The following is a 26,395-nucleotide window of genomic DNA, read 5'->3' as shown; positions in this document are numbered from 1 at the left end:
GCGTATCAATTGATTTTTTATAAATATAAACATGCTTTTTTTAGTGAAATACTTTTACGATTAAAAAAAAATTGTAGATTTGCGTATATTGATGTTCCTTTAAACAAAACTATTCTTAATAGAGATGAAACACGTAAAACAAAAATTCAATTTAGTCTTATCATTAGTAACTGTTTTCTTACTACTTCCTGCTTTAGCAATAGCACAAAAATCGGAAGGAGTTCGTGGAGGTTTTTTCGATACGATTAAAACACCTCTTATTGTAATTTTAGCTATTGCGGTAGCTATTGGTCTTTTATTCCTTGTTGAAAAGATAGTACCTAGAAAGATTCGTCCAATCGTTGCTATAGTATTTATGTTGGCATCTGTATTTTTCGGATACAAGATTTATAATTCCATCATGGCGCCAGTTGAATTCAAACAAGAAAAAATAAAAAGATATACAGCTGTTATTAATAATTTAAAAGATATTAGAGATTCTCAGCTTGCTCACAAAACGATTACTGGAACGTATGCAAAAGACTTTGCTTCTTTAGAAAAATTTATTGACACAGCACAATTTGCTATTGTTGAGAAAAGAGATTCTAGTTATACGGAGTTTGACAAAGTTTATAAAATTGATAAACTGAAAGAGGTTGTAATTATAGATACACTGAGTTTTGAGCCTGTTATTGACTCTTTATTCAAAGGAAGCGATCGTTACAAGCGAATGAAATTTGTTCCTTTTGCTAAAAATGAAAAGGAAACTTTTAAAATGGAAACAAAAACATTACCTGTTAGTGGATATGAAGCTCCAGTATTTAAGGTTTCTGTAGCGAAAGATATTGTTTTACATGATCAGAATAAAGATTTATTGAGACAAGAAAAGAGAATTATGTCTGTTGATGAAGTTGATGGAGACGAAATATTCGTAGGTTCACTTGATAAAGTAAGTGATAGCGGAAACTGGCCAACGAGTTATGAAATTATCCAAAAAAAGTAGTACCATAAAAGAATCAAATTATAATAAATTGTCCATTCAGATTGCTCTGAATGGACTTTCTTTTTGTATCCTAGATACCGTCAAAAACGAAATTACTTCGCTGGAACGTTTTCATTTTGAAACCGTTACCAATCCTTTGCAGTTAGAAAAACAAATTATAACTGTGCTGAACACACATAAAAATTTGTTCGATCAACCTTTTCAGGAAGTTGTTGTAAGTCATATCAACTCGCTATCGACTTTTGTCCCAAAACCCTTGTTTTCCGATAAAAATCTATCTGATTACCTGAAGTATAATAACAAGATTCTACCAAATGATTACATCACATTTGATGTTGTGACAAATAATGATATGGTAAATGTGTACATTCCGTATGTAAATATCAATAATTTATTTTTCGACAAATACGGAGCGTTTAGCTACAAACATTTTGCTACTATTTTGTTAGAAAATATTTTTCAATTGGCAGATAATAATCAAGAAGCTGTTGTGTATGTGCATGTTCAGAAAGATCAATTTGAGATTATTGTCATCAAAAATAAAAAGTTATTATTCTACAATTCTTTTGAGTACCTAACTTCCGAAGATTTTATTTATTACGTATTGTTTAGTATTGAACAACTCCAATTAAACACGAATGAATTGCAACTTTATTTCTTAGGCGATATTTCTAAAGAAGATAGTTTGTACACTGTTACATATACATACGTTCGGAATGTTTCATTTGTAGACAAAAAATATCCGTTTACATTTGACGAAAGTTGCACGAAGCTAGACAATCACAACGATTTTACCTTACTAACAAATATCTAATGCGAATAATTTCAGGAAAACATAAAGGGAGACGATTGACAGCACCAAAAAAGCTGCCTGTACGACCAACAACCGATTTGGCAAAAGAATCACTCTTCAACATTCTGAACAATCATTATTACTTTCATGAAATAAGCGTGCTCGATTTGTTTGCTGGAACTGGAAATATAAGCTACGAATTTGCTTCGCGAGGTACGGAACAAATTACGGCAGTTGACGGCGATTATGGCTGTGTAAGTTTTATAAAAAAGACAGCTGCACTATTAGATTTAGATATTACGGCGATTAAAAGTGATGTGTATAAATTTTTAGAACGCACACATTTGAAATCTGATATTATTTTTGCCGATCCACCATATGCGTTTACGCAAGAACAATTTGAGCGTATTGCTTCAATTGTATTTGAACGAGATTTATTGTTAGCAGATGGTTTTTTAATACTCGAACATGCCAAAGAAACAAAACTCGATCATGCGCCTTATTTCAGCTTCTCAAAAGGCTATGGCGGTTCAGTATTTAGCTTTTTTCAACTTCCTGAAGCTTTAGGTGAAGAAGAATAAATACAATTAAACACTTCATATTAAAAAGTAATGCATTTACTACTTTTACTGAAATTTAATTTTTATTTATAAGTTTATTACTCTATATTAGGTGTAATGATAAACTTACTCAATGAATAAAAAAATTACACTACACAGGAAAAATAGGCTTTGGGACTTCAAAATATCTTTGATTGTATTTGTTCTTGTCATTTCATTTACCACCATACAGTGCTCGAGTAATGATGGAGGACAAAAACTTTTTACGCCCGATTTTAAAATTTCTGGAATCGTTAAAGACAAAAATAACAACACTATTTCGAATGTCAGAATATTTAGCTCAAAAACAGAAAAAGTGGTATTTTCCGATAGTCTAGGAAAATACGAACTTAGTTTTAAGAAACAATATTTATCAAGTACAGAAAGAATAAAAATTAACTATTCAAAGGAAGGTTTCAAAACAGAAACGCAAAGATTTCTCCCAAATAAACTTAATGCCGACGTAATTTTAAAACCAAAAAAATAATGAGAAGACTTTTCCTCTTAGTTATTTTTATGTTTTTCACTTCTTATGTAAGTTCACAAACCATTAAAGGAACTGTACAAAGTACATCAAAGATTGCAATTTCTAATATCAGAGTTACGATTCCTGGTGGCGATTCTGACTTAACCGATTCTAATGGAGAATTTGAATTACGTACTAGTAATTGTAACCAATGTAAACCAGGACAAACAATACTATTTACAATATCAAATGATGAATACGGATCACATAGAATTTTGAGAACAATTAGTAACAATTACACCGTATTTATTGAAATAGAAAAAAGGACTAACATTGTTGTTGTTTCTGGATTAGTCAAAGACTTAAGAACTAAACGTGGACTCAAAAATATTACGGTAAAAATTTTATCGAACGACGAATTGGGTAAACTGCCTCCTAAAAAAACGAATGGCGCTGGGGAAGTTGTCTTTAGCATTGAAAAAGACTTACTGAACAATCAAAAAATACTTGAATTTAATTTCACAGATGAATCAGGAAACTATATTGACAAACGAAAAATGCTAAAAATAACGGCTCCTTTTGAAGCTTTATTGCAAAAAAAGAAGCGAATTACGCCACCTAATAAGATAAAAACAAATCCAGAGAGAAACACAAATATTTTAAAAATTAGAAGCTACCAAAAAACAACTATTGAAGTATCTCCAGGTGACACCATAATTATAAAAGCCAGTGGAACAATTACTGTAGGCGCAATTCTTGGAAATTGTAATCCTAATGGTAAAAAATTTGGTCTATTTGGCACAGATATAAGTCGTTACAACATTGTTCCCAATATCAATCACGCGGCTTTAATGATGAGAATTAACAATCAAACTGACTGGATATTTGTTGGAGAAGAACTTACATACTATCCAAAAAAGAAAGGTTTTTTAGCATTTGAAGTTAACGATAATGAAAAAGGAAACAACTCTGGTGATTATGAAGTAAAAGTTATAAAAAAATGAGAAAAAAGTATTTTATTTTTAGCGCCTGTATGTTTCTTCTATTTATCATGTATATGTGTGGTGCAACTAGTGAACCCACAAAACAAACTACGAAATTAACTGTAACTGGACATCGAGGAGCTGCAGGATTGAGTCCTGAAAACACACTAGCAAGTATTCAAAAAGCAATTGAACTAAAGGTTGATAGAGTTGAAATTGACGTACACCAAACCAAAGACAGTGTTATTGTTATTATACATGACAATAGTATTAATAGAACCACAAACGGAAAAGGTAAAATAAAAAATCTTACCTATGAAGAATTACAACAATTCAATATTGAAGATAGTCTTACAATTCCAACACTTAAAGAAGCCTTGAAAGTCATTGACAAAAGAGCCAAATTACTGATAGAAATCAAAGAAGGAAATGATTATTACCCAAATATTGAAAAACGGATACTTTCTATCATTAAAGAATATGATGCTGAAAACTGGTGTATCATACAATCATTCGAAGATGAAATTATAGAAGAAATCCATACACAAAATCCCAATATTACAATTCATAAGTTATTATTGACTGGTGCTTTGTATGATTTTGATAAACTCCCATATATAGAAGAGTATTCTGTAAATTACTTTTTCACAACACAAAAGCTTGTGAATAAAATACATAGTCTTAATAAAAAAATAAATTCATGGACGGTAAATACAGAAGATAAAATTCAACTTCTTAAAGAAATGGGAGTAGATGGTGTTATTACGGACTACCCAAATCTTTTAGTAAACGAGTAATTATTACACACTTTCTAGAAAACTACAAAACATAAAAAAACCGCTACAGAAGTTATTGTAACGGTTTGTATATTTTAATAAAAATTAAATTTAAAACGTACGCAATGCTGCCATTTTTATCGCTGCAACTGCTGCTTCAATTCCTTTGTTTCCATGTTTTCCACCAGAACGATCAATGGCTTGTTGCAATGTATCATCTGTCAGTACACAAAAAATCACTGGAATATCCGATTGTACATTTAAATCTTTAATTCCATGTGCTGTTGCGCTACATACAAAATCAAAATGTTTCGTTTCCCCTTGAATTACACTTCCGATAGCAATAATTGCATCTACTTGTTGTGTTTTTTGCATATGCTTGGCTCCGTACACCAATTCGTAGCTTCCAGGCACATTCCAACGAATGATGTTTTCTTCTACTACGCCATTCTCCGTTAGCGCCGCGATGGCACCTTCACAAAGACCTTCGGTAATATTTTCGTTCCACTCAGAAACAACAATCCCAAATCGAAAGTCTTTCGCATTTGGGATTGTAGCTTTATCGTATATAGATAAATTTTTATTTACTGTTGCCATATGTTTTACTTCAAGGCTTCTGCTTTTCCGATATATATATCTAATAATTTTCCGTCAGCAGTATTTTTAAAGTTTGCAAACTCACTTTCAATTCTATTGAAATATTGCAATGCTTTTCCAGCTTGACCTAAATCCAATGCCGTAATTCCAGCTTTTAATAAATAAATTGGAGTTGTAGCTTCGTTATTACTGTGCTTAAATGCTTTTTCGTAGTATTCCAATGCTTCTTTTTGCTGATCTAATTGTGCAAATGCATCACCCAAAGCACCTTTTGCTTTTGCTCCTATAATGATATCATCAGACTTAAATTCTGATAAATGATCAATTGCTTTTTCATAATCATTTAGGTTCAAATACGCTATACCTGCGTTGTAGTATGCTAAATTTGCAGCACTAGTTCCAGGATAATTTTTGATGATATTCAAATATCCAAATTTCCCTTCTCCACCTTGTAAAGCCAAGTTGAATAATGAATCTCTAGTTGCCAATCCGTCTACGACTTTGTCATTCAAATTAACGCTTAACGCTTCATTGAAATACGAGTTTGCTTGAAATACTTCATTTGCAGCTTCTTGCTCTTGTGGAGCAGCGAAAACTTTACTGTAAATTAAATATCCTAAAAGAACAACTGCAATTGCACCAATACCAATAAAGATATATTTTTGATTTCCTGCTACCCATTCTTCCGTTTTAGACGCAGTTTCGTCTAAAGTATTAAAAACTTCTGCTGTTGTACTATCTAGTTCTTCAGCGGAAACTTCTTTCTCTTTCTCTACTTTAGTCTTAGCTTTATATCCTCTTTTCTTGTAAGTTGCCATAAATTGTATATTAATGTGCGCAAAAATAAAATTTTTAAGTAGAATTAAAAGCTTATTTATTTGATATTTTTCAATAATTTGCATTTTTATTGTAATGAAGCTCCTATTTTCATGTTTCTAAAGAAATTATCACTTGTAAATTACAAGAATTTTGATACAAATTCTTTTGATTTCAATCCTAAAATAAACTGTCTTGTCGGGAATAACGGCGTTGGAAAAACCAATGTGCTCGATGCTATCTATCATTTATCATTTGGAAAAAGCTATTTCAATCCTGTAGCAACACAAAACATAAAACATGGAGAAGAGTTTTTTGTCATTGATGGCGCATATGAAAAAGGAGAACGTGAAGAAAATATTATTTGTTCGCTAAAAAGAGGACAAAAGAAAATTGTAAAACGAAACGGAAAAGCATATGATAAACTTTCAGAACATATTGGTTTTCTTCCGTTGGTCATTATTTCGCCCGCAGATCGTGATTTGATTATTGAAGGAAGTGATACGCGTAGAAAATTTATTGACAGCGTTATTTCACAATCCAATAAACAATATTTACAAAATCTGATTAATTATAACAAAGTACTTTCCCAACGGAATTCATTATTAAAGTATTTTGCACTAAACAGTACGTTTGACGCAGATACATTAAGTATTTACAACGATCAGTTGCATGATTACGGTGTGAAAATTTACGCTGAGCGAAAACAATTTCTAGAAGCATTTGTGCCAATTTTTATGTCGCGCTACAATGCCATTTCTAACGAAAAAGAAACTGTTAATATTGAATATAAAAGTCAGTTACATGAAAAAGATTTTCGATCTTTGCTAGAAGAAAATTTAGCGAAAGATAGAGTGTTGCAATATACAAGTGTCGGAATCCACAAAGATGATTTGCTATTTTCCATTGCGACATATCCAATTAAGAAATTTGGAAGCCAAGGACAGCAAAAATCGTTTTTAATTGCGTTAAAATTAGCTCAGTTTGATTTTATTAAACAATTGGCAAACATAACGCCTATTTTACTCTTGGATGATATTTTTGATAAGCTAGATGAACAGCGTGTTGCACAAATAATGGCGTTGGTGAATCATGAAGATTTTGGACAAATTTTTATCAGTGACACGCATGTAGAGCGAACAGAAACGATTGTAAAAGAAATTCATCAATCGTATGAGATTTTTAAATTGTAATTTATTTTGAAGAAAAGACATACCGAACATAGAACCATTAGCGAAGTTTTAAAAGATTTTGTAACCGAAAACCGATTAGAAGACGGTTTGGACAAAATTGACGCGCGCGATGCTTGGGTAAATTTAATGGGAAATGGTGTAAATAATTACACAACAAATATCATGCTCAAAAATGATACACTGTACGTTTCCTTATCTTCTGCCGTCTTGCGAGAAGAATTGAGCTACGGAAAAGAAAAGATGATCAAAATGCTCAATGAAAGTCTTGGTAAAGATTTGATACAACATATTGTATTGCGATAAAAACGCACCTTAATTGTTTGATTCTTGCTACTTCTATATTCAAATAGATTACGCTTTCATATTGGTTCCACAGAGAACGTTTTCAACAAATTTAATGCTTCTTATACGCTTTTACTCCTGCATTAATTTCAATTGGTAAGAAATTCACTCGTGGTGGAATTGGACACGAATAACGATCACTGTAAGCACAATATGGATTGTATGCTTCATTAAAATTGATAACAATGGTATTTTCTGTTGGAATTTTTAAATCAATATAACGTCCGCCACCGTAACTTGCAAATCCATTAGTTTGATCCGTGAATGGAAGAAATAAATCGTCTTTATACGCTGGATCTCTGTCTGGATCTTGATTTTGATAGATTTCCAACGAATATTCTTTTCCATCAATGGTAAATGTAGCAATTCCATAACATCTATACATAGGCGTTCGTGTGGTCGATGTTGGCATTTTAAAAGGTTTCGTATTAGGCGTTAGCTTGAAACTTGCGGTTACGTTAAACTTCTCATTTACAGGAAAAAATTCTAATCCACTAAAGGTTTTCAAATCTTTTTTTGTCAGTGGCGATGTTGAAGCATCTTTAAATGAAGCATTCAATTCACGTTGAAACGCCGTTTTTCCAACGATCTCTTTCTTGCCTTGTGAACAACCTATTGTAGACATCAACACGCATAGTAATACAAGTATTTTTTTCATTTCCTAAGTCTTAGAATTAACTTTCTCCAATTGAATCCAAAAATACAACTTGTCATTCATAAAGTGAAAAGTTTTTATTTTGAATGTCTTAAATATATGTTAACAGGTATTTATGGCGTAATTTCTTACGGTAAAGCCATCGTTCTACCTACGGTTTTCAAATTAATTTTAAACATTATAAATCAAATATTTAAAATTATGAAAAAATTTATTCTACCTATTACACTATTTTTTGCAGCATTCACTTTTGCGCAAAATCAATCAAACGGTGCTGTGGCATCAACTATTAACACTCCTTTACCTTTAGTGGGAGAAACATTCCGATTTGATCAAGGTCTTGTAACACAATTAGATACAGGAATTAACTTTGATTTTAATAACAGTACATGGTTTTCTTTGGGAAAACTCAATACAGGAAGTCAAAATGTATACGGTTTGCGTTTTCAATTGCCTAACAGAGCCATTACGATGGGATATCAAGATATTAGCGACGCAAATCCCAGAATTCAATGGATTGGCGACAGTACTTTCTCGGGAACGGATTTAGAATTTAGAGTCGCCGACAGCTTTACCTCAACAGGTTCCAGAATTGTGGCAACTATGACAAACGACGGAAAAACGTACTTCGGAATTCCGTTTACGCCAACCGACGAAACCTTAGTTGGTGTAGATTATAGTAGTATTGCAACCACTAACCGAACAGGAATTACGGCACAAAACACCAATGGAGCGAGTGGCACAGTCGTTGGATTGAAATCAATTAACAACGTTTCATGCCAAGAAAAAAAAGGTGTTGTCGTTACAACAAATGGCGGAGCATTTAATGACATTGGTGTAGATATTGAATTGAACAGAGGTTTCAACACTAAAGGTGTAAATGCTATCGTTAATTCAATCGGAGGTGATACATACGGTGTTTATAGTTCAATTTCTAGTACTTCCTTTACAGGTGGTTTTGGAGCTAGTATTTATGGAAGTGCAAGTATTACCAATCCAAATTGGTACGCTGGATACTTTGATGGCGATGTAGTTGTAGCTGGACTATTTACATCTTCCGATAGAAAACTAAAGGAAGAAATCAACAATGAAAAAGATATTTTGGAACGAATCATGGAATTGAATGCTGTAAATTATAAATTTAAATCGAATAAGAATTTAAATTTACCCGAAGGATTGCAACATGGATTTATTGCACAAGACCTAGAAGAAATATTTCCCGAACTGGTAACTACCATACAAAAACCTATTATAGATGCGGAAAATAAAGTTACAGAAACATACGAATACAAAGCTGTAAATTATACAGGATTAATTTCAATTTTGACTTCAAGTATTCAAGAATTGAACGAAAAAGTGATTGCATTAGAAAACGAAAAAAGTGCAACTATAACTTCTGAAGATTCTCAGAAAGCTAGTAAAGAAGTTGTTTTTTCTATGGAACAAAACATCCCAAATCCGTTTAGTAATAGTGCCACAATAAGTTACACATTGCCAAAAAATGCAAGAGCAACTATTACAGTTTTCGACATGACAGGAAAGTATATTCGAGAATATGACGTAAAAGGACAAACTGGAGAACTTGTAATTAATTCAAACGAAATTGGCAAAGGAATGTTTTTATACAGCCTTATTTCTAGAGGAAAAATTATCGTAACTAAGAAAATGATGGTAAAATAAAATACCATTATAAAACGATAAAATAACCCTTTATACAAACAGGAATTCATAGTCATATGAGTTGCTGTTTTTTTGTGCAGACATGAAATAATATGTTTTACAAAAAAATAAAATATCTTCAAAAACTTAAAAAAGTTAGTTATTGTATCTAATTTTTATGTAGTTTTGATATCAAATACGATAAAAATGAAATGTATCACAGTAAATAAGTATGTACAAAGATCTTCTTGGGAAAGAAGCTCGGGCGCTTATGTATTGTGTTGATGTAACTATCATATATAACAATTTTAAAAGTCCGACTTCACCGTCGGACTTTTTTATTTTAATACTGTTTCAAATCAAAAAACAACCTACAATTAACCAACCAAAAAATATGAATTATGAAAAAAATGTACTTAAATTACATTGATTCATTCAAAGGATTGTCAAAAGAAATATGGTTTCTAGCGCTCATTTCGTTAGTAAACAGAGCCGGAACCATGGTTATTCCGTTTTTATCTTTGTATTTAACCAAAGAATTAAATTTTAGTGAAAGTGATGCAGGATCAATTTTAGTCTTTTTTGGAATCGGTTCCTTATTTGGATCATTTTTAGGAGGAAAATTAGTAGACAAAGTTGGGTTTTATAAAATCATGATTTTTAGCCTATTTGTAACAGGATTTGGGTTTATCGGATTGCAATATGTAAGCTCATTTTGGGGATTGTGTTTTGCAATTTTAGGAATCATGACGATTGCAGATATGTTTCGTCCTGCCATTTTTGTATCGCTCAAAGCATATAGCAAACCTGAAAATCAAACACGATCATTAGCGTTAATTCGTTTGGCAATCAATCTCGGTATGGGAATTGGACCAACATTAGCAGGTTGGATTATTGTAACAAAAGGATATAATATATTATTCTGGATTGATGGCATTACCTGTATTATTGCTATTGTCATATTTTACATGTTGGTAAAAGAACAAAAAAGACCTGTTGCTGAAAATTCTGAAGAGGTAACAATTGTTGATAAAAACGCCGCTTATAAAGATAAAAGTTACTGGATTTTCATTGCAATTTGCTTCTTTATGGGTATGGCATTTTTTCAATTAATCATTACAATGCCAATTTATCAAAACGATCAATTCGGTTTGACTGAATTCGACACAGGATTGATCATGTTTATCAATGTTGCTATCATCGTAATTTTTGAAATGCCATTTATCAATTACTTAGAACAACGAAATATTTCGGCTACAAAACTCATCATTTACGGTTCTATATTATTCGGATTGAGTTTTTATGTGTTACTTTATAATGTTTGGGTTGGTATGTTGATTGTCAGCATCGTAATCATTACTCTTGGAGAAATGATTGGTTTTCCATATACAAACGCGTATGCCATTAACCGAGCAAAAGATGGAAACGAAGGAAGTTATATGGCATTATACGCCATGGCGTTTTCGTTAGCACATATTTTTAGTTCAAAAACTGGATTGGAAATTGTGGCAAATTTTGGGCATCAAGTAAACTGGTTTGTCACAGGAACATTTGGTGTTATTGGAGCAATTTTAGCAATTTGGTTGCACAAAAGAACCCAAAAAGGATTATAATAGGTTTCTATTTGAAAAATTAAATTTTTTGAACTTATGAATTTAAATCAAATAACAATTTCATCCATAGATGTTGCCAAAGCAACAGAATTTTACACAACACTAGGATTGCGTCTTATTGTGGACGCACTTCCTAGATATGTTCGGTTTGAATGTCCTGATGGCGATGCTACATTTTCTATCCATCAAGTGGAAAAAATCTCAGAAAGTCACAATGTAACCTTATATTTTGAAAATGATGAGTTGGATGAAACCGTCAGAACTTTGCAAGCCAAAGGAATTCAATTCACAAGTCTGCCCGAAGACAAATCATGGAAATGGCGTGAAGCCTATTTGAATGACCTTGACGGAAACAAACTGATTCTATTCAAAGCGGGCGAAAACAGAAAAAATCCGCCGTGGTGGATTTAATTATAAATTTTGAATGCTAAATGCTGCATTTAAAATTTTTCTAATCATCTAACTTTCCAACAATCTAAAAGCTCATGCACTGAGCTTGTCGAAGTGAAGCGAGCCTACTTCAACACTGAAAACTCAATAGCCGAATCATTGAAAACCGTATGTGTCTGATTTTTGAAATCTGCTTCTGTGGCTTTATAAATGTTTGGCACAAAGGTTTGCGGATTCAAGTCAATTAAAGGAAACCACGTACTTTGTACTTGAATTTGCAGTTTGTGTCCCTTTTTAAAAGTATGATACACATCTTGTAATTTGATATTTACCGCCGTTTTTTGGTTTGGCACAAAAGGTTCTGGATTTTCAAAACTATTGCGAAAACGTCCGCGCATTACTTCACTACGTACCATTAGATGATAATTACTCATTGCCAAATGGTCTTGCATACCTTCTTTTTGTTCTTCTGCATCGTGTGGATGTACATCAACTACTTTTACAATCCAATCGGCATCAGTTCCTGTAGTTGCCACTTTTAGTTTTGCCATAATATCTCCTGCAAGTGTAAAATCTTCTGTTAAGACTTCTGTTTCAAAAACTAATACATCGGTACGGCGCGCTGCAAATCGTTGATCGTCTGTCATATATTTTCTAGGCGTAAATACCGTTTTTATATCTTCCGAATACGGAACAGGACGTTTTAAATCACTTATAAATATTTCTTTAGAATTGCCTTTTTTCTCTGTAGATAATTCTTGATTCGCATTTAAATACATTGCTTGTTTTGTAACATTTGCTGGTGGCCAACTTTCAAAACTACTCCATGATTTTTTTCCTGAATCAAATACATATGCTTCTGGCAAACCTGAGTTTTTGCTGCCATCTCCTTTGAGGAAATGATTGAAAAATTTCGTTTCAACATCACGTTGAAAGTTCAACGAAATCGAATCGCCAAAGTAATAGTTTCCAACATAGTTTTTTACATCAGTTCGTGCCCAACGTCCGTGATCCCAAGGGCCAAAAACCATTGTATTATAGGCATCTGGATTGTTTTTTTCAATTGCTTTATACGTTTCAAAAGGTCCGTATAAATCTTCTGCATCAAACATACCACCGACAATCATTGTGGCAACTGTAGGCTTGGCATATTTTAAATTTTGAATCAATCCTTTTGGTTTCCAAACGCTATCATAATTTGGATGATCTATGATTTCTTTCCAAAACACATCATCAATTTGATCTGATTTAGAAGTAATTACATTGTCTAATTTTTCATATTCAAAGTAACTGTTCAAATTGCTCAACGGACCAGCATCTAAGAAGAATTGGTATTGATCTTTTGTACCTAAATCGGGTAATTTGTACCAAGCTGAATCTTTTGGCACATTTTTCATCGTACCAAATAAAGAAACGGCTCTAAAGTAACTAAGTAAGAATGCGCCATTGTGATGAAAATCATCAAAAAAGAAATCACCAATACATGCCTGTGGAGATGCTGCTTTTAGTGCTGGATGCGCGTCAATTGTAGAATACGTAGCATAGAAACCTGGATATGAAATTCCCCAAGTTCCAACATTACCGTTGTTATTTTCTACATTTTTCACCAACCAATCAATGGTATCATACGTATCCGAAGATTCATCAACTTGTGAATTATCTGTTTTGTTCGGAATGTACGCACGCATGTTATCGTATACGCCTTCACTCATCCAACGACCGCGCACATCTTGATATACAATGATGTTTCCTTCTTTCATTAAATGTGTGTTTGGTCCAATTTTCTTTCTAAACTTATCTTCTCCATACGGTCTGCAACTATATGGCGTTCGCATCATTAATATTGGATATTTTTGACTTTTATCTTTTGGAGAATATATAGTAGTGTGCAATTTGATTCCGTCACGCATTTCAATGGTAACTTCTAGCTTATCGTAATTTTCTTCTACATACGTGTCTTCTACTTTTGTTGTTTCAGTAGTGGTTTTATTCGATTTTGTACAAGAGGTTACTAGAAAAGCTAGTAAAATGGTAAATTTAAAAAAGGTCTTCATTTGGTTATAGTTCGTAAATTTTAATGCCTAAATTTACAAAATATTAATCGCTATCATGTTTCTATGAGAAAAATACTCGCCGTTTTAACTTTTTTTAGCTGTTTTGTGAGTTGTACACCGACAACAAAAGATACTAAAGCAACTGTTGTGGAAGGAAAATTGACTTCAGAAGCTACTCCTAAAAAGAAATTTCCAAAGCTTGAATCCAATCGTTATAATGTTGGTTTTTTGATTATGGATGGTGTGTTTAATACAGAATTGACAGCACCTTTTGATATTTTTCAACATACTGTTTTTCGTGAAAATATTAAAGCGATGAACGTTTTTACCGTTGCCAATACGGATGCTGCAGTTACCACTTTTGAAGGCATGCGAATTCTTCCTGATTTTAATTATTTGAAAGATAGTTTACCAAAAATTGATATTTTAGTGGTGCCAAGTGCGGAACATCATTTGGATACCGATTTGGAAGATTCAAAGATGATTGCTTTTGTACAGAAAGTTGCTAAAGATGCAAAATTTGTAACGTCGCATTGTGATGGTGCTTTTGTATTGGCGAAAGCTGGATTGCTTGATAATGTAGTTTCTACAACGTTTCCAAGTGATGTGGAAAAGATGCGCGAAATGTTTCCAAAGTTAGATATTAGAGCTAATACATTGTTTGTTCATGATGGAAAATATATTACGTCAGCTGGAGGCGCCAAAAGTTTTGAAGCCGCATTATATTTGTGCGAACATTTATACGGAAAAGAAATTGCAAAAAGTTTGGCTGGCGGCTTAGTGATCGATTGGACATTGGATGGTTATCCGCATACTATTATTAAAAAGTAATTATGATTGAAGACGAATTAAAAGACAATTCACAGCGTAGTAAAGACATTACTATGGTTTTTATTATGGCAATTTGTATTGATGTAATTTCGATAGCACTATTGTTTTTTCAGAGTTATAAACTAGAAAACTTCACGAATACTGACGAAGAAATGGCTACCATTGAGTTGCTAGATATTTTGGTGCCTATTTCGGGAGTTGCGCAATTTTCTATATTCATTGTAGCAGTGATTTTCTTTCTTCGCTGGTTTACTAGAGCTTATGGAAATCTTATCATCAAAAATCAAAAGACAGAATATAGCAAAGCAGGTTCAGCATGGGGATTTATTATTCCTATTGTTAGTTTATATCGTCCAATTACTACGGCAAAAGAGATTTATTTAAAAACACAGTACGCCATTAGAGCATATAATTCTAACTTTAAAGTTGATACAGATACTTCCTTCATTGTTATTTGGTGGATTGCGTATATTGTGAATGGTATTTTTGCAAATTTTGCATCAAGAAAGCAAGTTTATACGAACGATGTTGATTCTTTTGTGGAACTTAATAAATATTTAATTATTTCGGACATCATCAATATAATTGCACTTATATTGGTACTGTATGTGATTCATAAAATCACGAAAGTGGAAACTATTTTAAAGGAAACTAACGAATCTGTCTCTGAAATTGACGAAATTGGAACAACTGTAGCCTATTAATTTCTGGATTGATTAGTAACCATTAAAATCAGGAATCCAAGCGTTATCAGCGAAGTGACTTTCATCTACTTTTGTGAGATCAATTGAAGAATCAAGCATGTATTGCGTTGGCATTCCGTTAAATTCCACCATCAATTCTGCTTTTATGATAGGATCTACCAAACCGCGTTCTACATATAGCTTATCACTTATATATTTTGCTAAATGTACAAAGGTGTATGGATCTTCTACCATGTGCATAAATTGATTTTTAGTCACAAATGAAGTGCCATCTAAACCATACGTTTTAGCCGTTTTTCGGTCTGTTAAAAACATTTTGAACTGTGTTACATTTCTGGATTGCATTTTCATTCTCCAAGAAAACCTTTGTGCAACGCCTGTCCATTCAGGATTAGAAGTCATGAAGATATGTCGCAAAGGAAATAAGAGTTGAAATGTTACAAAAATAAATAAGCAAGCAAGTGTTAGTGTTTTAAATTTTGGTGTTTCATTTTGTGTTGCGCTACCCGTTGTTTTCTTTGCTGAAGCACTTGAAAAAATATTATCTATATAGTTTCCAACTTTTGCGCTCTCGAAGAATAAAATTGTAGCACAAATCATGAAGAATGGAAAGATTCCAATATCATTGAAAAGGATAGAATTGTTTGTGTAGCTAAAGATAACTACCAAGATAACACCAAATAATCGGGTTCTTTTGTTTAGTAAAATGAATGCTATGCTTAGATCGAATAGTAAACCGCCGTATTTGATTAACGTAATCAAGGTTTCTTTAGAAAATAGGTTGGTAAGCAAACTACTTTGTGCTTGATCAATTGTATAACTTATAAGATTACTGTCTAACCAATTTGGAGATAGTTTTGCGATTCCTCCAAAAAAGTATACGATAGAAATTAGAAAAATAAGGATATTTTGTTGCCAAGCAGGTACAAATTTTGGCAATGCTTTTTTTGAAAATTTGCTACGAAGACTGTATTTATAATCTGCATTGATGAATATCATTACCAAAGCAATTAAAGCAATCAAATAGATATGATTATTGTACAATGTTTTGTCAATAAATGAAAAATACGAGAATCCTAGAAAGAAAAACACCATTGCATATCTGTACAAAAATCCAACGGTAATTAGTATTGCAGATAGTAAGAGTCCTGCATGAATTGCTTTTAAAAGACCTAATGAGAAAGGTTTTAAAAATTCTAATCCTGGATACGGGAATAACACTTCTGGACCATATATAAATTGAAACGTATAATCGATTTCATAGTAATAAATCATTTGATATGTCATAAACATTCCAAAGATGATTCTGAAAATAGCAAGTATGGAAACATGCGTTGATTTGAAGACAAGCTTGTCAATATAGTTCATGGTCAGTTAGTGTTGTTGCACGCCTAAAATACAATTTTCCAATAAAGCTTTTTTAAAATTTGAAAATATTTTCTTGACAACTCGTGAAACAAGCTTTCTAATTATGTTTTTGATTTTGAGAATCTTGAATGTGTTTCAACGTGCTGTACAACACTAATTGCACACTTTACATTGTTTTTTGTCTTTAACTTCTCCCGTAAGGAAACCTTTCTCGTTAAGTTTATAATCGCAACAATCCATATAACCTTGCACAATGAGTTTTCTTCCGCGTTGTATTTGCGATTTTACAGTGGCAAGCGGCAAGTTGAGTTGAGCTGCAATTTCGGCTTGTTTCAAACCTTTGATGTCTGAAAGTAATAATGGATTTCTATATTTTTTGGGTAGGTTTTTAATGATGCCTGGCAAACAGTCTTTTTCAGAATGTGCATACGTTTCTTCTCCTACAATTGTTTCTTCTTTTTCTAACGGAACTTCCGTATTTGATTTCCTAAAATAATCTAGTACTGTATTTCGGCTCACACTTAGCAACCAAGATTTCACTTTGCGTTCGTCTTGCACAGTTTCTAATTTTGTATGCACTTTTATGAAAACTTCTTGTACCAAATCATCTGTAATTTGAACATCTTTTACTTTATTCATAATCAAGCGTTGTACATCTTTTGCATAGGTTTCCCAAATTTCTGTTGTGGTCATACGTTTCATTTTTTAAAAAAGCCCAAATAGAAAAATATTCAGGCTTTCTGTATAGTAGTTAACATTGGTTCGATATGAGTCTATACTTCGGAAAAGAGAAGTATCAAACTAAATTTTTCACTTCGAACTTACGTTATTTAACAATTACAATCTACACATGTACAGTTTTCGCAAGTACATTGATTGCATTGTCCATTTTTACAACTCGTGCAGTGGCACGTACAGTTTTTATGATTTTCCATCATCTTACAAATTTTAAAGTTCACACAGTAGACGTGAAACGATTAAAAAAGATGCATTTATTTTCTAAAATTACAAATTTATGGATTCTAAAAATTATAGAACACTGAAAATCAACACCTAAAACTCATTAAAAATAGCTACGGTTTTATCCTTATTTATAAGTATTTTTTCATTTATTGAGAAAAACCGTAATTTTTCTTACAAATCAATAAATATATTAGCTTAAATTTTTAAAAGAATTTAATGACTATTTATAGATTATTGTTTTTGTATTTGAAGAAAATGAATATTCATTTAGATCAAAAAGAGTTTGCTTTCCAGCTTGAGTCGCATCCCGATTTTCCTTCTTTAGCAGCTCTTAGCGATACATTGAATTTGTTTCAGGTTGCAAATGCTGCTTTGCATGTGCATGCAAGTGAAATTGATTCGTTACCAACTAATTTCATTACGAAACTCAAAGATACAAAAGAAGATACATTAAGCTATGTGGAAACACATGATACAAATCATGAATTTATCGTCTATCAAAATTCTAAAAAGACTATTTTTTCAAAAGAAGCTTTTGTAAAGAAATGGAAAGGCATTGTTTTTTTAGTTGCCGAAAATACAGCACTTCAGAAAAAACTAAGTTCTTTTACATTTATTCATGCAGTAACTCTTGTCTGTTTTTTATCCTTTTTAGCACTAGTAAAGCAACATTTGCTTATTACTGAACAATTTTTATTTCTACTATTTCCTGCTATCGGATTTTTTCTTTCCGTAATTGCTCTAAAACATCTTTTTAAGATTGAGCATACAATTTTCAACTCTTTTTGTCACGGCGCAACATCTGAAAATTGTTCCGAAATCGTCCATTCCACACATTGGAAATTTTTAGACTTTATCAATTTTAGTGATGTAAGCATTACTTTTTTTAGTTTTCAAATTGTGCTTTTTTTCATTTTTGGATTCACAACCAATTTTGACATCTTTTTTCAGTTGCAAAGTATCATGCTTCTTGCGGCTGTTCCAATTTTGATACTTTCTTTATATTATCAAAAATTCATTGCTAAAAAATGGTGTACTATCTGTATTTCTATTGGAGGAATTATTCTTGGAGAATTACTATACGTATTCGTTTTTCATCAAAATAATACTTCTGAGATTACTTTTTTTGAGTATACTGTTTCTGTTTTCAGCTTAGGAATCATCGTACTTTTATGGTATTTTATAAAAGATTCATATGTTAAAATTAATCGTTTAGAAACTGCTGAACGTAAAGCGATCACGTTTAAAAAGAATTATTTACTTTTTAAAAACACCCTAATTTCCAACCCAATTACTGTAGTACCTCAAACCGCTTTAATTTTTGGAAACGAAAAAGCAAAACTTACCTTGGAGTTTGTCACAAACCCTTTTTGCGGATTTTGTGAAGCTCCGTATTTCATGTTGAAGAATATATTGGAACGACATGAAAATGATGTTTGTATTCGACTATTTTTCAATTTTGACATCCATAAAAATCGTAATGAAGCGTCACAACTTGTACAGCAGCTTGTGTATACATATCAAACATATGGAGTGAAAGCATTTATGAAAGCTTTGGACGCATGGTATGAAGAAAAGAATTTAGCGCATTGGCTTCAAAAGCATTCGCACACGTTTGATTCGTTCGAAGTTGACCGAATGTTACAGAAGCATCGCTCCTATTTTGTCGATCATCAATTGACATTTACTCCTTTATTAATAATCAATGGATACAAGTTTCCTGAAATGTATTCTATCACAGATCTCAACTATTTTATTGAAGAAATCATACACGATCATACAATTCAACTAGCGGAAAGTCGAAAAGCTATTAATAGAGTAGACACAATTATTTAATTATATTTTATTATGAAAATCAACCTTAAAAACTCTAAAAACCAATTAAGTAGAGATGAAATGAAAACTATTATTGCTGGAAATGGCGCATTTATTCAAGGAGATGGAGCCTATGTTTTATGTAATAATGGTGATGAAGTGGCTGTTAACGACTGCAGCGAAATGGATAAAGCTTGTGAAGGTTCAAAAGGAGGTGCAAAAATTTGCTCCGGTGGTGGTAACTAATTTTTAATCCTGATTTGAAAGAAAAGGTAGCTTAGCAAACTGCCTTTTTTAATATTTTGATAATCAAATATTTATAATTACGGTTATCCGTAATAAGTATTGAAAATAATATCTTACATTTAGTCACGCTTTTTAACTACATTACATCTCATGTCAAAAAAGTTAATTATTTACGCTGTTTTATTAACAGCTGGATACGTCTTTGTATCAAAAGTATATATGTCGGATACCATTGATGTCAGTTCTTCAATGTTCCACAACATTTCTAACGCTTCAGAAACTTTTGAACGATCTGTTCCCAAAGAAGAGGAAAACCAAACTGAATTTGGAGAAAAGATGAATTTCAATTCAGAAAAAGAGCCACAAAACAGGATTGTTATTCTCGGTAAATCTGATGATCCTGGCATTTTTAAGCGTCCTAATATTATGAACAATACATATTTATTTGGGAAACCGCATCAAGATATTGAAAAGACGATTATTGATGATACTGCTATACTAACACTTACTAATGTAGAAGCTCCTATGTTAATGGAATTTCTCCCGAGCGGCAATAAAAAGATGTATTTTGCTAATATGTACATTGCTCCAAATGATACCATTGAATTTGAAGTAAAGAATGAAAAACTTGTTTTTACAGGAAAAAATGCCGCACAAAATAATTTCTCGTTAGCACTAGATGCAAATACACCAAAATATTCTAAATCTCCTTATCAAGGAGATTTATTTTTATACAAAAAAGATATAACAGCAATCTATGAAAAGAAAAAAACATTCTTAACTACATATGCAAGCACATATAATCTTTCACAAAGAATAACGAGTATTTATGAAAAAATGCTAAAGTTTGAGTATTATGATAATCTTGTGAGTCCTAGAATACAAAAATATGAAGATGAACAAATACATGTGAATGATTACAATGTGTTGCCTTTTTTAATCCAAAATGAAAAGTTCAACGAAAAAAGATTATTTGATGTCAATGATTATCTAGAAAATTTAACAGTAGCCGATTTTCAAGATTTTGATGCCATGCGAAATACCTTCTTCTTTAAAAATAGCTTAAATGCTTTTATTCGACATCATTTTGTGCAATCGGATGCAACTCCTTTTTCTAAAGAACGTTTGATTGCTGAAAAAGTATTTATTGAGAAAAATTTTAAGGGAACGATTAGAGATTATGGTATTGGACGCATGATTTGGGATTATTATAATAAAGGTTTCGCATATGGTTCTGAAAATAAAAACTTCATGATTGCTGTGATTGATGAATATTTAGAAACTGTAGGTCATAAAAAGTCATTTCGTGATAAAATGGAAGACATTAAAGAAGATATTCAAACCTATGATTTTAAGTTATCTGAATCTGCATTGAATGCCAAAATAATCAATCATTTAGGAGATACGTTAACGTTGCAAGATATTTTTAATCGTTCCAAGAAACGTGTAAAAGTAGTGGATTTTTGGGCAAGTTGGTGTTCACCATGTGTGCAACAGATTCAAGAGAGTAAACCGTTTAAAGATCGACTTTCCGTTGAAAATAATGTAGAGTGGATATATCTTTCTATTGATTCCGATCGTGAAAAATGGTTAAAAAAAGGCAGAGAATTAAAAAATCATTTGCATTTTAGAAATTCATATTTGTTAGTAAAAGGCAGAAAATCAGCTTTGGCAAAAGCATTAAATGTATATCAAATTCCAAGATATGTAGTATTTGATAAAAATAATACCGTAATGATTAACAGCGCACCAAGTCCATCAGATGAAATCGCCTTCGAAAAGATTATTGATAAAACACAGGTTGCAACACCTATTCAGTAGTCGCTTTTTTAGTACGAATCGCTTCTTTATACCGTTTTAGTTCTTCTTTTACTTTTGGGGCTAAGATGAACAATCCGATCATATTAGGCACTAACATAGAAAATACCATTGCATCGGCAAAATCAACGACCGCTTGTAAACTTGCCGCCGCGCCAATGACAACAAACATACAAAAGATGGTTTTGTAAATGTATTCTGCTTTTTTGCTTCTTCCAAATAAATATGACCACGCTTGATGTCCGTAATACGACCATGAAATCATAGAAGAAAAGGCAAATAGTATGACCGCAACGGTTAGTACATATGGAAACCAAGATATTCCACTTTCTAAAGCATTTGAGGTTAAAATGGCGCCTTGTTCAAAAGAAACCTCAGTTCCTACATTGAGTTGTCCTGTAATGATTAATACCAACGCTGTCATGGTACAAACGACTACAGTATCAATAAACGGTTCTAATAACGCCACCAAACCTTCACTCGCTGCATACTTAGTTTTTACAGCCGAATGCGCAATAGATGACGAGCCAATTCCTGCTTCGTTGGAAAATGCGGCGCGTTTGAATCCTTGAATCATGACGCCAATAAATCCGCCTGCAACACCTTCATAACTGAATGCTCCATAAAATATTTCGCCAAAAGCCGCTGGAATACTTTGATAGTTGATGCCTAAAATGATAAAAATAGCAAGTACATATACAGCAACCATGACTGGCACGATTTTATCTGTAACTTTTGCAATTTTCTTGATGCCGCCAATAATGACGATTCCCACACAGATTGCCATAATGATTCCAAAGAGCCAACCTTTTCCATATAGAAAGCTTTCTTCGCCGCCAGTTACATATTGAAATAATTGAAATGCCTGATTTACCTGAAACATGTTTCCGCCACCAAACGAACCGCCAATACACATAATTGCAAAGACAACCGCCAATACTTTTCCGAGTCGTTTCAAGCCTTTTTCGTGCAAACCTTTGCGCAAGTAATACATTGGACCACCAAAAACAACACCGTTTTCATCTACTTCTCTGTATTTCACGCCAAGTGTACATTCTACAAATTTAGACGCCATTCCTAAAAATCCAACGACAATCATCCAAAAAGTGGCACCAGGTCCACCAATGGACAATGCAATGGCAACTCCTGCAATATTTCCCAATCCTACGGTTGCGGACAATGCAGCTGTGAGTGCCTGAAAGTGTGACACTTCGCCTTCTTGTCCTTCTACTCGGATGGTATCAGGCTGATCGTTATTTTCTGTCAAATGAACAGAGCTAGAAACTTCCACTTTGTGGTTTTCTTCTAAATCATCATACGTTCCTTTGACAACTTTGATCGCGGTGAAAAATCCTCTAATATTGATAAATTTAAAATATCCTGTAAAGTAACTTGCACCAATAATCAGCACGATTAAAACCCACGGAATTCCTACTTCATTGGTAACGGGTATTTCTGCAAAAATGGCATCGGTAAACCAACTTGTTGCATTTTTAAAGTTTTCATTAATCTGCGCATCAACTGATGATGATTCTTGTTGCGCATATGTAACGAAAGGAAGTAAGAAAGCTAGATTTACTAATCGTACTGATTTCATTTGTTCGTGTTTTTGATTGGCACGAAGATGAAATTTAATCAGGTTTTAGAAAAGGTTACGCAGTGCTGTTTCTAGTGTTTACAATGGGTTAAGCATACACTTAAGCATGCTTCTTTTATAAACAAACAAAGGGATTTTTAAAAAATATAATTGGTAGTATTATGCACAATCAATCGTAGCAAATTGCAACAAATCATTTTCTGTAGCGTACGAAATTAGTTGTTCTTTTCCTCCTGTACCACTTATTTTGAGGATTTTCTTGATTTGATAGATATGCGCTTGGAAACCATCAACACTAATGTGCATGGCTTCCGCAATTTCTGTGTATGATTTTTTAGCGCCACAAACACCTAAGTTTGCCAAGACTTCTTTCTGTCGGTCAGATAATTCGGTTTTGGAAGCTTCTTTGAGTTGCGCCACTTTCTTTTTCTTTCGATCTAGCTTTTTCGTTAACGATTGAATGGTGTCAATATGGCTTTCATTGGCAACTTTGAGTTTTTCTATTTCAAGCTGTAACGTATTTCGTTCTGTTTCAAGCAATACAAATTTCGATTGTTGCTGCTCTTTTTCCGAAAGGAATTTCCAACTGTATAAAAGAATTGAGAATAGTAAGATGAAAATAAATTTAAACGAAAGTGCTGTGATAATTCCGAGTAAACTCCAGTTTGGCAAACTAATGTATTCTTGTACCATTTCATACGGAATGATGCGATGCGAAACTGCAATGACAATCAAAATGAATAATGAAAAACAGGGTAAATACATAAATTTCATGTTTCTACTTGTGAACGCTTTGTTGAGTTCAAATAGTAACGCAAGCGCAACAACCAACGAAATTGGAATGTCAATCAACCAAATAAAACTATTGTTAATGTCTTGATTACGAAATGATGTAGCGATAAATACAAATGCAATCATGCTAAAAACGCCGCAGAATAACATGATAAATTCTTTTACAGAGAATCGCTGTACCATGCGTACAATCATGTTTCGCTGTTTTTGATGTTCAATAGATGGTAAGGATAATAATATAAATAATGAATTGATTAAGGAAATACATACGCTCCAATAAATCAACCATTTAGAACTCGTTGAAAAGTCAAAGTAGTTTGAAGATAGCAAGGTAACAAACGCACCAATTCCCCAAGAAAAAATAGCCAAACCAAACCATTTGATACCGCTTATGGTAATTCTGTTTTGTTGCTTTCGCTCTTTCTCATAAATTCGCTGAATCACAAACGCAGTTACCAAACAAACAATAGCTGTAACTGTAGATTCTATGTGTGCGTACATGTAGTGTATAATTGATTGATGTTTTAAAGGTACTTATTTTTTGAATAATTTTTCAGCATCCGACAAACTGTTGGTTTCTTTTTAGAATTTGTATTGTATTTTTGTTTGATGTCACAAGAAAAACTTCCCATAACAACCAATCTTGATTCCATTGATTTAAAGATTCAATTGGAACAGTTGCAGAAAGAATTTGCTGCGGTGACACAAAAAGTTACCGAGTTTGAAACACTTTTGTATCGACATTTGGGTGATGAAATTTTAGAAGTACAGGAGTTGACTGTAATTTACAAGGAATTGAAACGTGCCAAGAAGCAGCAACGACAATTACAAAAACAACGCGGAAAGAATTATGTAGCGCCTACAGGTTTGAATGTTGTTGAAAAAGCGACACCTAAAACTGCTATAAAAGAAGATTCGCAAGAAAAGAAACGCTTGTACAGAGAAGCAATGTTTCATGTGCATCCTGACAAATTTTCACTGCAAGCTACAGAAACCGAATTAGCTACAGAAGTAACCACGAAGTTGATTCAAATTTATAAAGAAGGAGATTTGAAAGCTTTGCAAGCCTATCATGCACATATTTTTAGTGATACGTCTTTGCGTTCTTTAGCAGGAAATGCCAATGTGAAGCTTCAAGCAAATTCACAAGTACATCTACTAGCTGAGATTGAAACGATCAAAGAACAATTGCACCAAATTAAACGCAAATCAACCTATACTGTTTTGATGACCTACAAAAATCCGTATACGTTTGTTGACGAATTAAAATTGTATTATAAAGACAGAATTGCAAAACTTAAAAAGCGCACTAGAAAAGCTTTCAAATAATTGATCATAAGATTTTTAGAAAAAAAATACGGTATAACCTTACTTCAACCGTAAGTATTCCTCGTAACTTCTTCACTTATTAACCAAAATTATAGATCATGTTAAAATCAATTTTAAATCTTAAGGGAGTTAAATCCTTAAACAAATCAGAACAATCTACAGTAAAAGGAAGTTTTGGAAGGTGTGGTGTATTTACCTGCACTCCAGAAAGTGAAGGTTGTCCTTGTTATGACAATCCAAATTCTGCTGATGGTGTTGGCTGTTGTATGAATGGTGTATGTGACGATTAATGTAGTATGAGCACAATTGAGCGGTCTCAGGATCGCTTTTTTAAACAGTTGCACCTTCCAACTTCATAGTTACTCTTTTTATGAAACTTTAAAAGTGTTACATGCTATCTGCGTCTTGAAGACATTCGCATTCACTTGGTCCACACAAACAACTTGTTTTTGACGTATTTCCTCCTTTGATATTTTCGGTAAACTTTAATGAAGAAATTGTTCTTTTACATAATGCTAAACTTTTCATGTGTCTTTTTTTCATGATTCTATAGGTTTTAAATTATAGGATAATATACAACAAAAAAAAAGGAACGCTGTGTAGCGTTCCTTCAGTAGATTTACATAACCTTAATCACAATTATCAAAGTTGGAAGGACATTCAAGTCCTGTACCGCATTGTCCTAGGAAACTTGGAGAGCAACCTTCCGTAAAAATTTCAAGGCAACGAATACAAGCACTTATTCCTGTTGGCTCTAAACATCCTGGATCTCTTGAAACACATTCTTCTTGTGATTCACATCGTGTATTAGGTGTATAACCACAAGCCATTGAAAGTCCACCACCTCTAATAGAAACATGATGATCTAATTTTGAAACAGTTTTTTTACTTAGTTGCAAACTCTTTAATCTTTTCTTTTTCATAATAAATAATTTTTGATTTATAATATCTTAAAACTATATATTGAAAAGCTCAAAAGCGTCTTTTTGCATACAAATCCGTACAACTCTACAC

General features: G+C 32.7%; 28 protein-coding genes. 18 read left to right on the top strand and 10 right to left on the bottom strand.

All coding sequences use genetic code 11. From position 1 onward, the window contains the following. Positions 1 to 124: 124 nt before the first annotated feature. The 6 genes from AA089_RS10995 to AA089_RS10970 all read left to right on the top strand — a co-directional run bounded on the left by AA089_RS10995 (position 125) and on the right by AA089_RS10970 (position 4,620). Positions 125 to 982: a hypothetical protein gene (locus AA089_RS10995; protein WP_082113256.1), complete on the top strand. Its 858-nt coding sequence runs from the start codon at positions 125 to 127 to the stop codon at positions 980 to 982. Continuing rightward, positions 960 to 1,796: a DUF3822 family protein gene (locus AA089_RS10990; RefSeq protein ID WP_046756997.1), complete on the top strand. Its 837-nt coding sequence runs from the start codon at positions 960 to 962 to the stop codon at positions 1,794 to 1,796. The genes AA089_RS10995 and AA089_RS10990 overlap by 23 nt, the downstream gene beginning before the upstream one ends. After that, entirely contained in the window at positions 1,796 to 2,356 is a 561-nt protein-coding gene (locus AA089_RS10985; protein WP_046756996.1) for an RsmD family RNA methyltransferase, read from the top strand. Before AA089_RS10990 ends, AA089_RS10985 begins: the two co-directional genes overlap by 1 nt. A gap of 112 nt (positions 2,357 to 2,468) precedes the next feature. Then, positions 2,469 to 2,861: a peptidase associated/transthyretin-like domain-containing protein gene (locus tag AA089_RS10980; RefSeq protein ID WP_156168975.1), complete on the top strand. Its 393-nt coding sequence runs from the start codon at positions 2,469 to 2,471 to the stop codon at positions 2,859 to 2,861. Then, the gene (locus AA089_RS10975) at positions 2,861 to 3,844 is read left to right on the top strand and encodes a carboxypeptidase-like regulatory domain-containing protein (protein WP_156168974.1); all 984 of its coding nucleotides are present in this window, start codon (positions 2,861 to 2,863) and stop codon (positions 3,842 to 3,844) included. The genes AA089_RS10980 and AA089_RS10975 overlap by 1 nt, the downstream gene beginning before the upstream one ends. Further along, the gene (locus AA089_RS10970; protein WP_046756993.1) at positions 3,841 to 4,620 is read left to right on the top strand and encodes a glycerophosphodiester phosphodiesterase; all 780 of its coding nucleotides are present in this window, start codon (positions 3,841 to 3,843) and stop codon (positions 4,618 to 4,620) included. Before AA089_RS10975 ends, AA089_RS10970 begins: the two co-directional genes overlap by 4 nt. Before the next feature lie 90 nt (positions 4,621 to 4,710). Here the strand turns inward: AA089_RS10970 and ribH are convergent, their stop codons facing one another. Both ribH and AA089_RS10960 read right to left on the bottom strand, forming a co-directional pair. Beyond that, positions 4,711 to 5,196 (bottom strand): 6,7-dimethyl-8-ribityllumazine synthase, encoded by a 486-nt coding sequence (gene ribH / locus AA089_RS10965; RefSeq protein WP_046756992.1) that lies wholly within the window; start codon positions 5,194 to 5,196, stop codon positions 4,711 to 4,713. A 5-nt stretch (positions 5,197 to 5,201) separates the two neighbouring features. Further along, entirely contained in the window at positions 5,202 to 6,014 is an 813-nt protein-coding gene (locus AA089_RS10960; RefSeq protein WP_046757051.1) for a tetratricopeptide repeat protein, read from the bottom strand. A gap of 111 nt (positions 6,015 to 6,125) precedes the next feature. Between AA089_RS10960 and recF the strand changes: the two genes are divergently transcribed. After that, the gene (gene recF / locus AA089_RS10955; protein ID WP_046757050.1) at positions 6,126 to 7,205 is read left to right on the top strand and encodes a DNA replication/repair protein RecF; all 1,080 of its coding nucleotides are present in this window, start codon (positions 6,126 to 6,128) and stop codon (positions 7,203 to 7,205) included. Between the two features lie 6 nt (positions 7,206 to 7,211). Then, entirely contained in the window at positions 7,212 to 7,508 is a 297-nt protein-coding gene (locus tag AA089_RS10950) for a DUF721 domain-containing protein (protein WP_046756991.1), read from the top strand. A 91-nt stretch (positions 7,509 to 7,599) separates the two neighbouring features. On the opposite strand, the gene AA089_RS10945 is transcribed toward AA089_RS10950, so the two are convergent. Beyond that, complete coding sequence (locus AA089_RS10945) at positions 7,600 to 8,205, bottom strand: DUF1684 domain-containing protein (protein ID WP_046756990.1); 606 nt, start codon at positions 8,203 to 8,205, stop codon at positions 7,600 to 7,602. Between the two features lie 198 nt (positions 8,206 to 8,403). On the opposite strand from AA089_RS10945, the gene AA089_RS10940 reads away from it, so the two are divergent. From AA089_RS10940 to AA089_RS10925, 3 genes are all read left to right on the top strand, one after another. After that, entirely contained in the window at positions 8,404 to 9,882 is a 1,479-nt protein-coding gene (locus AA089_RS10940; RefSeq protein ID WP_162200434.1) for a tail fiber domain-containing protein, read from the top strand. Between the two features lie 380 nt (positions 9,883 to 10,262). Beyond that, complete coding sequence (locus AA089_RS10930; protein ID WP_046756987.1) at positions 10,263 to 11,474, top strand: MDR family MFS transporter; 1,212 nt, start codon at positions 10,263 to 10,265, stop codon at positions 11,472 to 11,474. A 36-nt stretch (positions 11,475 to 11,510) separates the two neighbouring features. Further along, entirely contained in the window at positions 11,511 to 11,885 is a 375-nt protein-coding gene (locus tag AA089_RS10925; protein WP_046756986.1) for a VOC family protein, read from the top strand. A 104-nt stretch (positions 11,886 to 11,989) separates the two neighbouring features. Here the strand turns inward: AA089_RS10925 and AA089_RS10920 are convergent, their stop codons facing one another. Continuing rightward, positions 11,990 to 13,918 carry a CocE/NonD family hydrolase gene (locus AA089_RS10920; protein WP_046756985.1) on the bottom strand — a complete coding sequence of 643 codons (1,929 nt, stop codon included), beginning with the start codon at positions 13,916 to 13,918 and terminating at the stop codon, positions 11,990 to 11,992. A gap of 63 nt (positions 13,919 to 13,981) precedes the next feature. Here AA089_RS10920 and AA089_RS10915 point away from each other — a divergent pair, with 63 nt between their 5' ends. Together AA089_RS10915 and AA089_RS10910 are read left to right on the top strand one after the other, a co-directional pair. Beyond that, positions 13,982 to 14,749 (top strand): DJ-1/PfpI family protein, encoded by a 768-nt coding sequence (locus AA089_RS10915; protein WP_046756984.1) that lies wholly within the window; start codon positions 13,982 to 13,984, stop codon positions 14,747 to 14,749. A 2-nt stretch (positions 14,750 to 14,751) separates the two neighbouring features. Next, positions 14,752 to 15,453: a DUF4328 domain-containing protein gene (locus tag AA089_RS10910; RefSeq protein ID WP_046756983.1), complete on the top strand. Its 702-nt coding sequence runs from the start codon at positions 14,752 to 14,754 to the stop codon at positions 15,451 to 15,453. Positions 15,454 to 15,465: 12 nt separating this feature from the next. Here the strand turns inward: AA089_RS10910 and AA089_RS10905 are convergent, their stop codons facing one another. Together AA089_RS10905 and AA089_RS10900 are read right to left on the bottom strand one after the other, a co-directional pair. Then, complete coding sequence (locus tag AA089_RS10905; RefSeq protein ID WP_046756982.1) at positions 15,466 to 16,821, bottom strand: HTTM domain-containing protein; 1,356 nt, start codon at positions 16,819 to 16,821, stop codon at positions 15,466 to 15,468. Between the two features lie 153 nt (positions 16,822 to 16,974). Then, positions 16,975 to 17,514, bottom strand: coding sequence for a sigma-70 family RNA polymerase sigma factor (locus tag AA089_RS10900; protein WP_046757049.1), 540 nt, complete (start codon positions 17,512 to 17,514; stop codon positions 16,975 to 16,977). Between the two features lie 525 nt (positions 17,515 to 18,039). Here AA089_RS10900 and AA089_RS10895 point away from each other — a divergent pair. The 3 genes from AA089_RS10895 (at position 18,040) to AA089_RS10890 (ending at position 21,666) form a co-directional block, all read left to right on the top strand. Then, on the top strand, positions 18,040 to 19,620 hold the full coding sequence (locus AA089_RS10895) for a vitamin K epoxide reductase family protein (RefSeq protein ID WP_046756981.1): 1,581 nt from the start codon (positions 18,040 to 18,042) through the stop codon (positions 19,618 to 19,620). Between the two features lie 12 nt (positions 19,621 to 19,632). Next, complete coding sequence (locus AA089_RS24720) at positions 19,633 to 19,845, top strand: hypothetical protein (protein WP_156168973.1); 213 nt, start codon at positions 19,633 to 19,635, stop codon at positions 19,843 to 19,845. 150 nt (positions 19,846 to 19,995) lie between these two features. Further along, complete coding sequence (locus tag AA089_RS10890; protein ID WP_082113253.1) at positions 19,996 to 21,666, top strand: TlpA family protein disulfide reductase; 1,671 nt, start codon at positions 19,996 to 19,998, stop codon at positions 21,664 to 21,666. On the opposite strand, the gene AA089_RS10885 is transcribed toward AA089_RS10890, so the two are convergent. Further along, positions 21,656 to 23,260, bottom strand: a complete 1,605-nt coding sequence (locus AA089_RS10885; RefSeq protein ID WP_046756979.1) for an alanine/glycine:cation symporter family protein — start codon at positions 23,258 to 23,260, stop codon at positions 21,656 to 21,658. The genes AA089_RS10890 and AA089_RS10885 overlap by 11 nt on opposite strands. A 159-nt stretch (positions 23,261 to 23,419) precedes the next feature. Next, positions 23,420 to 24,553 (bottom strand): helix-turn-helix transcriptional regulator, encoded by a 1,134-nt coding sequence (locus tag AA089_RS10880; protein WP_046756978.1) that lies wholly within the window; start codon positions 24,551 to 24,553, stop codon positions 23,420 to 23,422. A 108-nt stretch (positions 24,554 to 24,661) separates the two neighbouring features. Here AA089_RS10880 and AA089_RS10875 point away from each other — a divergent pair, with 108 nt between their 5' ends. Both AA089_RS10875 and AA089_RS10870 read left to right on the top strand, forming a co-directional pair. Beyond that, entirely contained in the window at positions 24,662 to 25,381 is a 720-nt protein-coding gene (locus AA089_RS10875; protein WP_046756977.1) for a hypothetical protein, read from the top strand. Between the two features lie 98 nt (positions 25,382 to 25,479). Then, positions 25,480 to 25,671 (top strand): hypothetical protein, encoded by a 192-nt coding sequence (locus AA089_RS10870; protein WP_046756976.1) that lies wholly within the window; start codon positions 25,480 to 25,482, stop codon positions 25,669 to 25,671. Between the two features lie 97 nt (positions 25,672 to 25,768). Here AA089_RS10870 and AA089_RS24715 read toward each other — a convergent pair whose 3' ends face one another. Both AA089_RS24715 and AA089_RS10865 read right to left on the bottom strand, forming a co-directional pair. Beyond that, entirely contained in the window at positions 25,769 to 25,924 is a 156-nt protein-coding gene (locus tag AA089_RS24715; protein WP_156168972.1) for a hypothetical protein, read from the bottom strand. A gap of 86 nt (positions 25,925 to 26,010) precedes the next feature. Continuing rightward, entirely contained in the window at positions 26,011 to 26,304 is a 294-nt protein-coding gene (locus AA089_RS10865) for a hypothetical protein (protein ID WP_046756975.1), read from the bottom strand. Positions 26,305 to 26,395: the final 91 nt, after the last annotated feature.

This window comes from Kordia jejudonensis (assembly GCF_001005315.1).
In the GTDB taxonomy this organism is placed as follows: Bacteria; Bacteroidota; Bacteroidia; order Flavobacteriales; family Flavobacteriaceae; genus Kordia; species Kordia jejudonensis.
The sequence above is the reverse complement of the archived record's forward strand: the minus strand, read 5'-3'. Positions and strand labels throughout refer to the sequence as shown.

Coding starts and splice junctions, on each gene's coding strand:
- AA089_RS10900 (WP_046757049.1), bottom strand. CDS start 17,514: ATGACCACAACAGAAATTTGGGAAACCTATGCAAAAGATGTACAACGC.
- AA089_RS10945 (WP_046756990.1), bottom strand. CDS start 8,205: ATGAAAAAAATACTTGTATTACTATGCGTGTTGATGTCTACAATAGGT.
- AA089_RS10920 (WP_046756985.1), bottom strand. CDS start 13,918: ATGAAGACCTTTTTTAAATTTACCATTTTACTAGCTTTTCTAGTAACC.
- AA089_RS10880 (WP_046756978.1), bottom strand. CDS start 24,553: ATGTACGCACACATAGAATCTACAGTTACAGCTATTGTTTGTTTGGTA.
- AA089_RS10885 (WP_046756979.1), bottom strand. CDS start 23,260: ATGAAATCAGTACGATTAGTAAATCTAGCTTTCTTACTTCCTTTCGTT.
- AA089_RS10980 (WP_156168975.1), top strand. CDS start 2,469: ATGAATAAAAAAATTACACTACACAGGAAAAATAGGCTTTGGGACTTC.
- AA089_RS10970 (WP_046756993.1), top strand. CDS start 3,841: ATGAGAAAAAAGTATTTTATTTTTAGCGCCTGTATGTTTCTTCTATTT.
- AA089_RS10910 (WP_046756983.1), top strand. CDS start 14,752: ATGATTGAAGACGAATTAAAAGACAATTCACAGCGTAGTAAAGACATT.
- AA089_RS10875 (WP_046756977.1), top strand. CDS start 24,662: ATGTCACAAGAAAAACTTCCCATAACAACCAATCTTGATTCCATTGAT.
- AA089_RS24720 (WP_156168973.1), top strand. CDS start 19,633: ATGAAAATCAACCTTAAAAACTCTAAAAACCAATTAAGTAGAGATGAA.
- AA089_RS10905 (WP_046756982.1), bottom strand. CDS start 16,821: ATGAACTATATTGACAAGCTTGTCTTCAAATCAACGCATGTTTCCATA.
- AA089_RS10915 (WP_046756984.1), top strand. CDS start 13,982: ATGAGAAAAATACTCGCCGTTTTAACTTTTTTTAGCTGTTTTGTGAGT.
- AA089_RS10925 (WP_046756986.1), top strand. CDS start 11,511: ATGAATTTAAATCAAATAACAATTTCATCCATAGATGTTGCCAAAGCA.
- AA089_RS24715 (WP_156168972.1), bottom strand. CDS start 25,924: ATGAAAAAAAGACACATGAAAAGTTTAGCATTATGTAAAAGAACAATT.
- AA089_RS10975 (WP_156168974.1), top strand. CDS start 2,861: ATGAGAAGACTTTTCCTCTTAGTTATTTTTATGTTTTTCACTTCTTAT.
- AA089_RS10890 (WP_082113253.1), top strand. CDS start 19,996: ATGTCAAAAAAGTTAATTATTTACGCTGTTTTATTAACAGCTGGATAC.
- AA089_RS10960 (WP_046757051.1), bottom strand. CDS start 6,014: ATGGCAACTTACAAGAAAAGAGGATATAAAGCTAAGACTAAAGTAGAG.
- AA089_RS10990 (WP_046756997.1), top strand. CDS start 960: ATGAAATTATCCAAAAAAAGTAGTACCATAAAAGAATCAAATTATAAT.
- AA089_RS10870 (WP_046756976.1), top strand. CDS start 25,480: ATGTTAAAATCAATTTTAAATCTTAAGGGAGTTAAATCCTTAAACAAA.
- recF (WP_046757050.1), top strand. CDS start 6,126: ATGTTTCTAAAGAAATTATCACTTGTAAATTACAAGAATTTTGATACA.
- AA089_RS10940 (WP_162200434.1), top strand. CDS start 8,404: ATGAAAAAATTTATTCTACCTATTACACTATTTTTTGCAGCATTCACT.
- AA089_RS10985 (WP_046756996.1), top strand. CDS start 1,796: ATGCGAATAATTTCAGGAAAACATAAAGGGAGACGATTGACAGCACCA.
- AA089_RS10895 (WP_046756981.1), top strand. CDS start 18,040: ATGAATATTCATTTAGATCAAAAAGAGTTTGCTTTCCAGCTTGAGTCG.
- AA089_RS10865 (WP_046756975.1), bottom strand. CDS start 26,304: ATGAAAAAGAAAAGATTAAAGAGTTTGCAACTAAGTAAAAAAACTGTT.
- AA089_RS10995 (WP_082113256.1), top strand. CDS start 125: ATGAAACACGTAAAACAAAAATTCAATTTAGTCTTATCATTAGTAACT.
- ribH (WP_046756992.1), bottom strand. CDS start 5,196: ATGGCAACAGTAAATAAAAATTTATCTATATACGATAAAGCTACAATC.
- AA089_RS10930 (WP_046756987.1), top strand. CDS start 10,263: ATGAAAAAAATGTACTTAAATTACATTGATTCATTCAAAGGATTGTCA.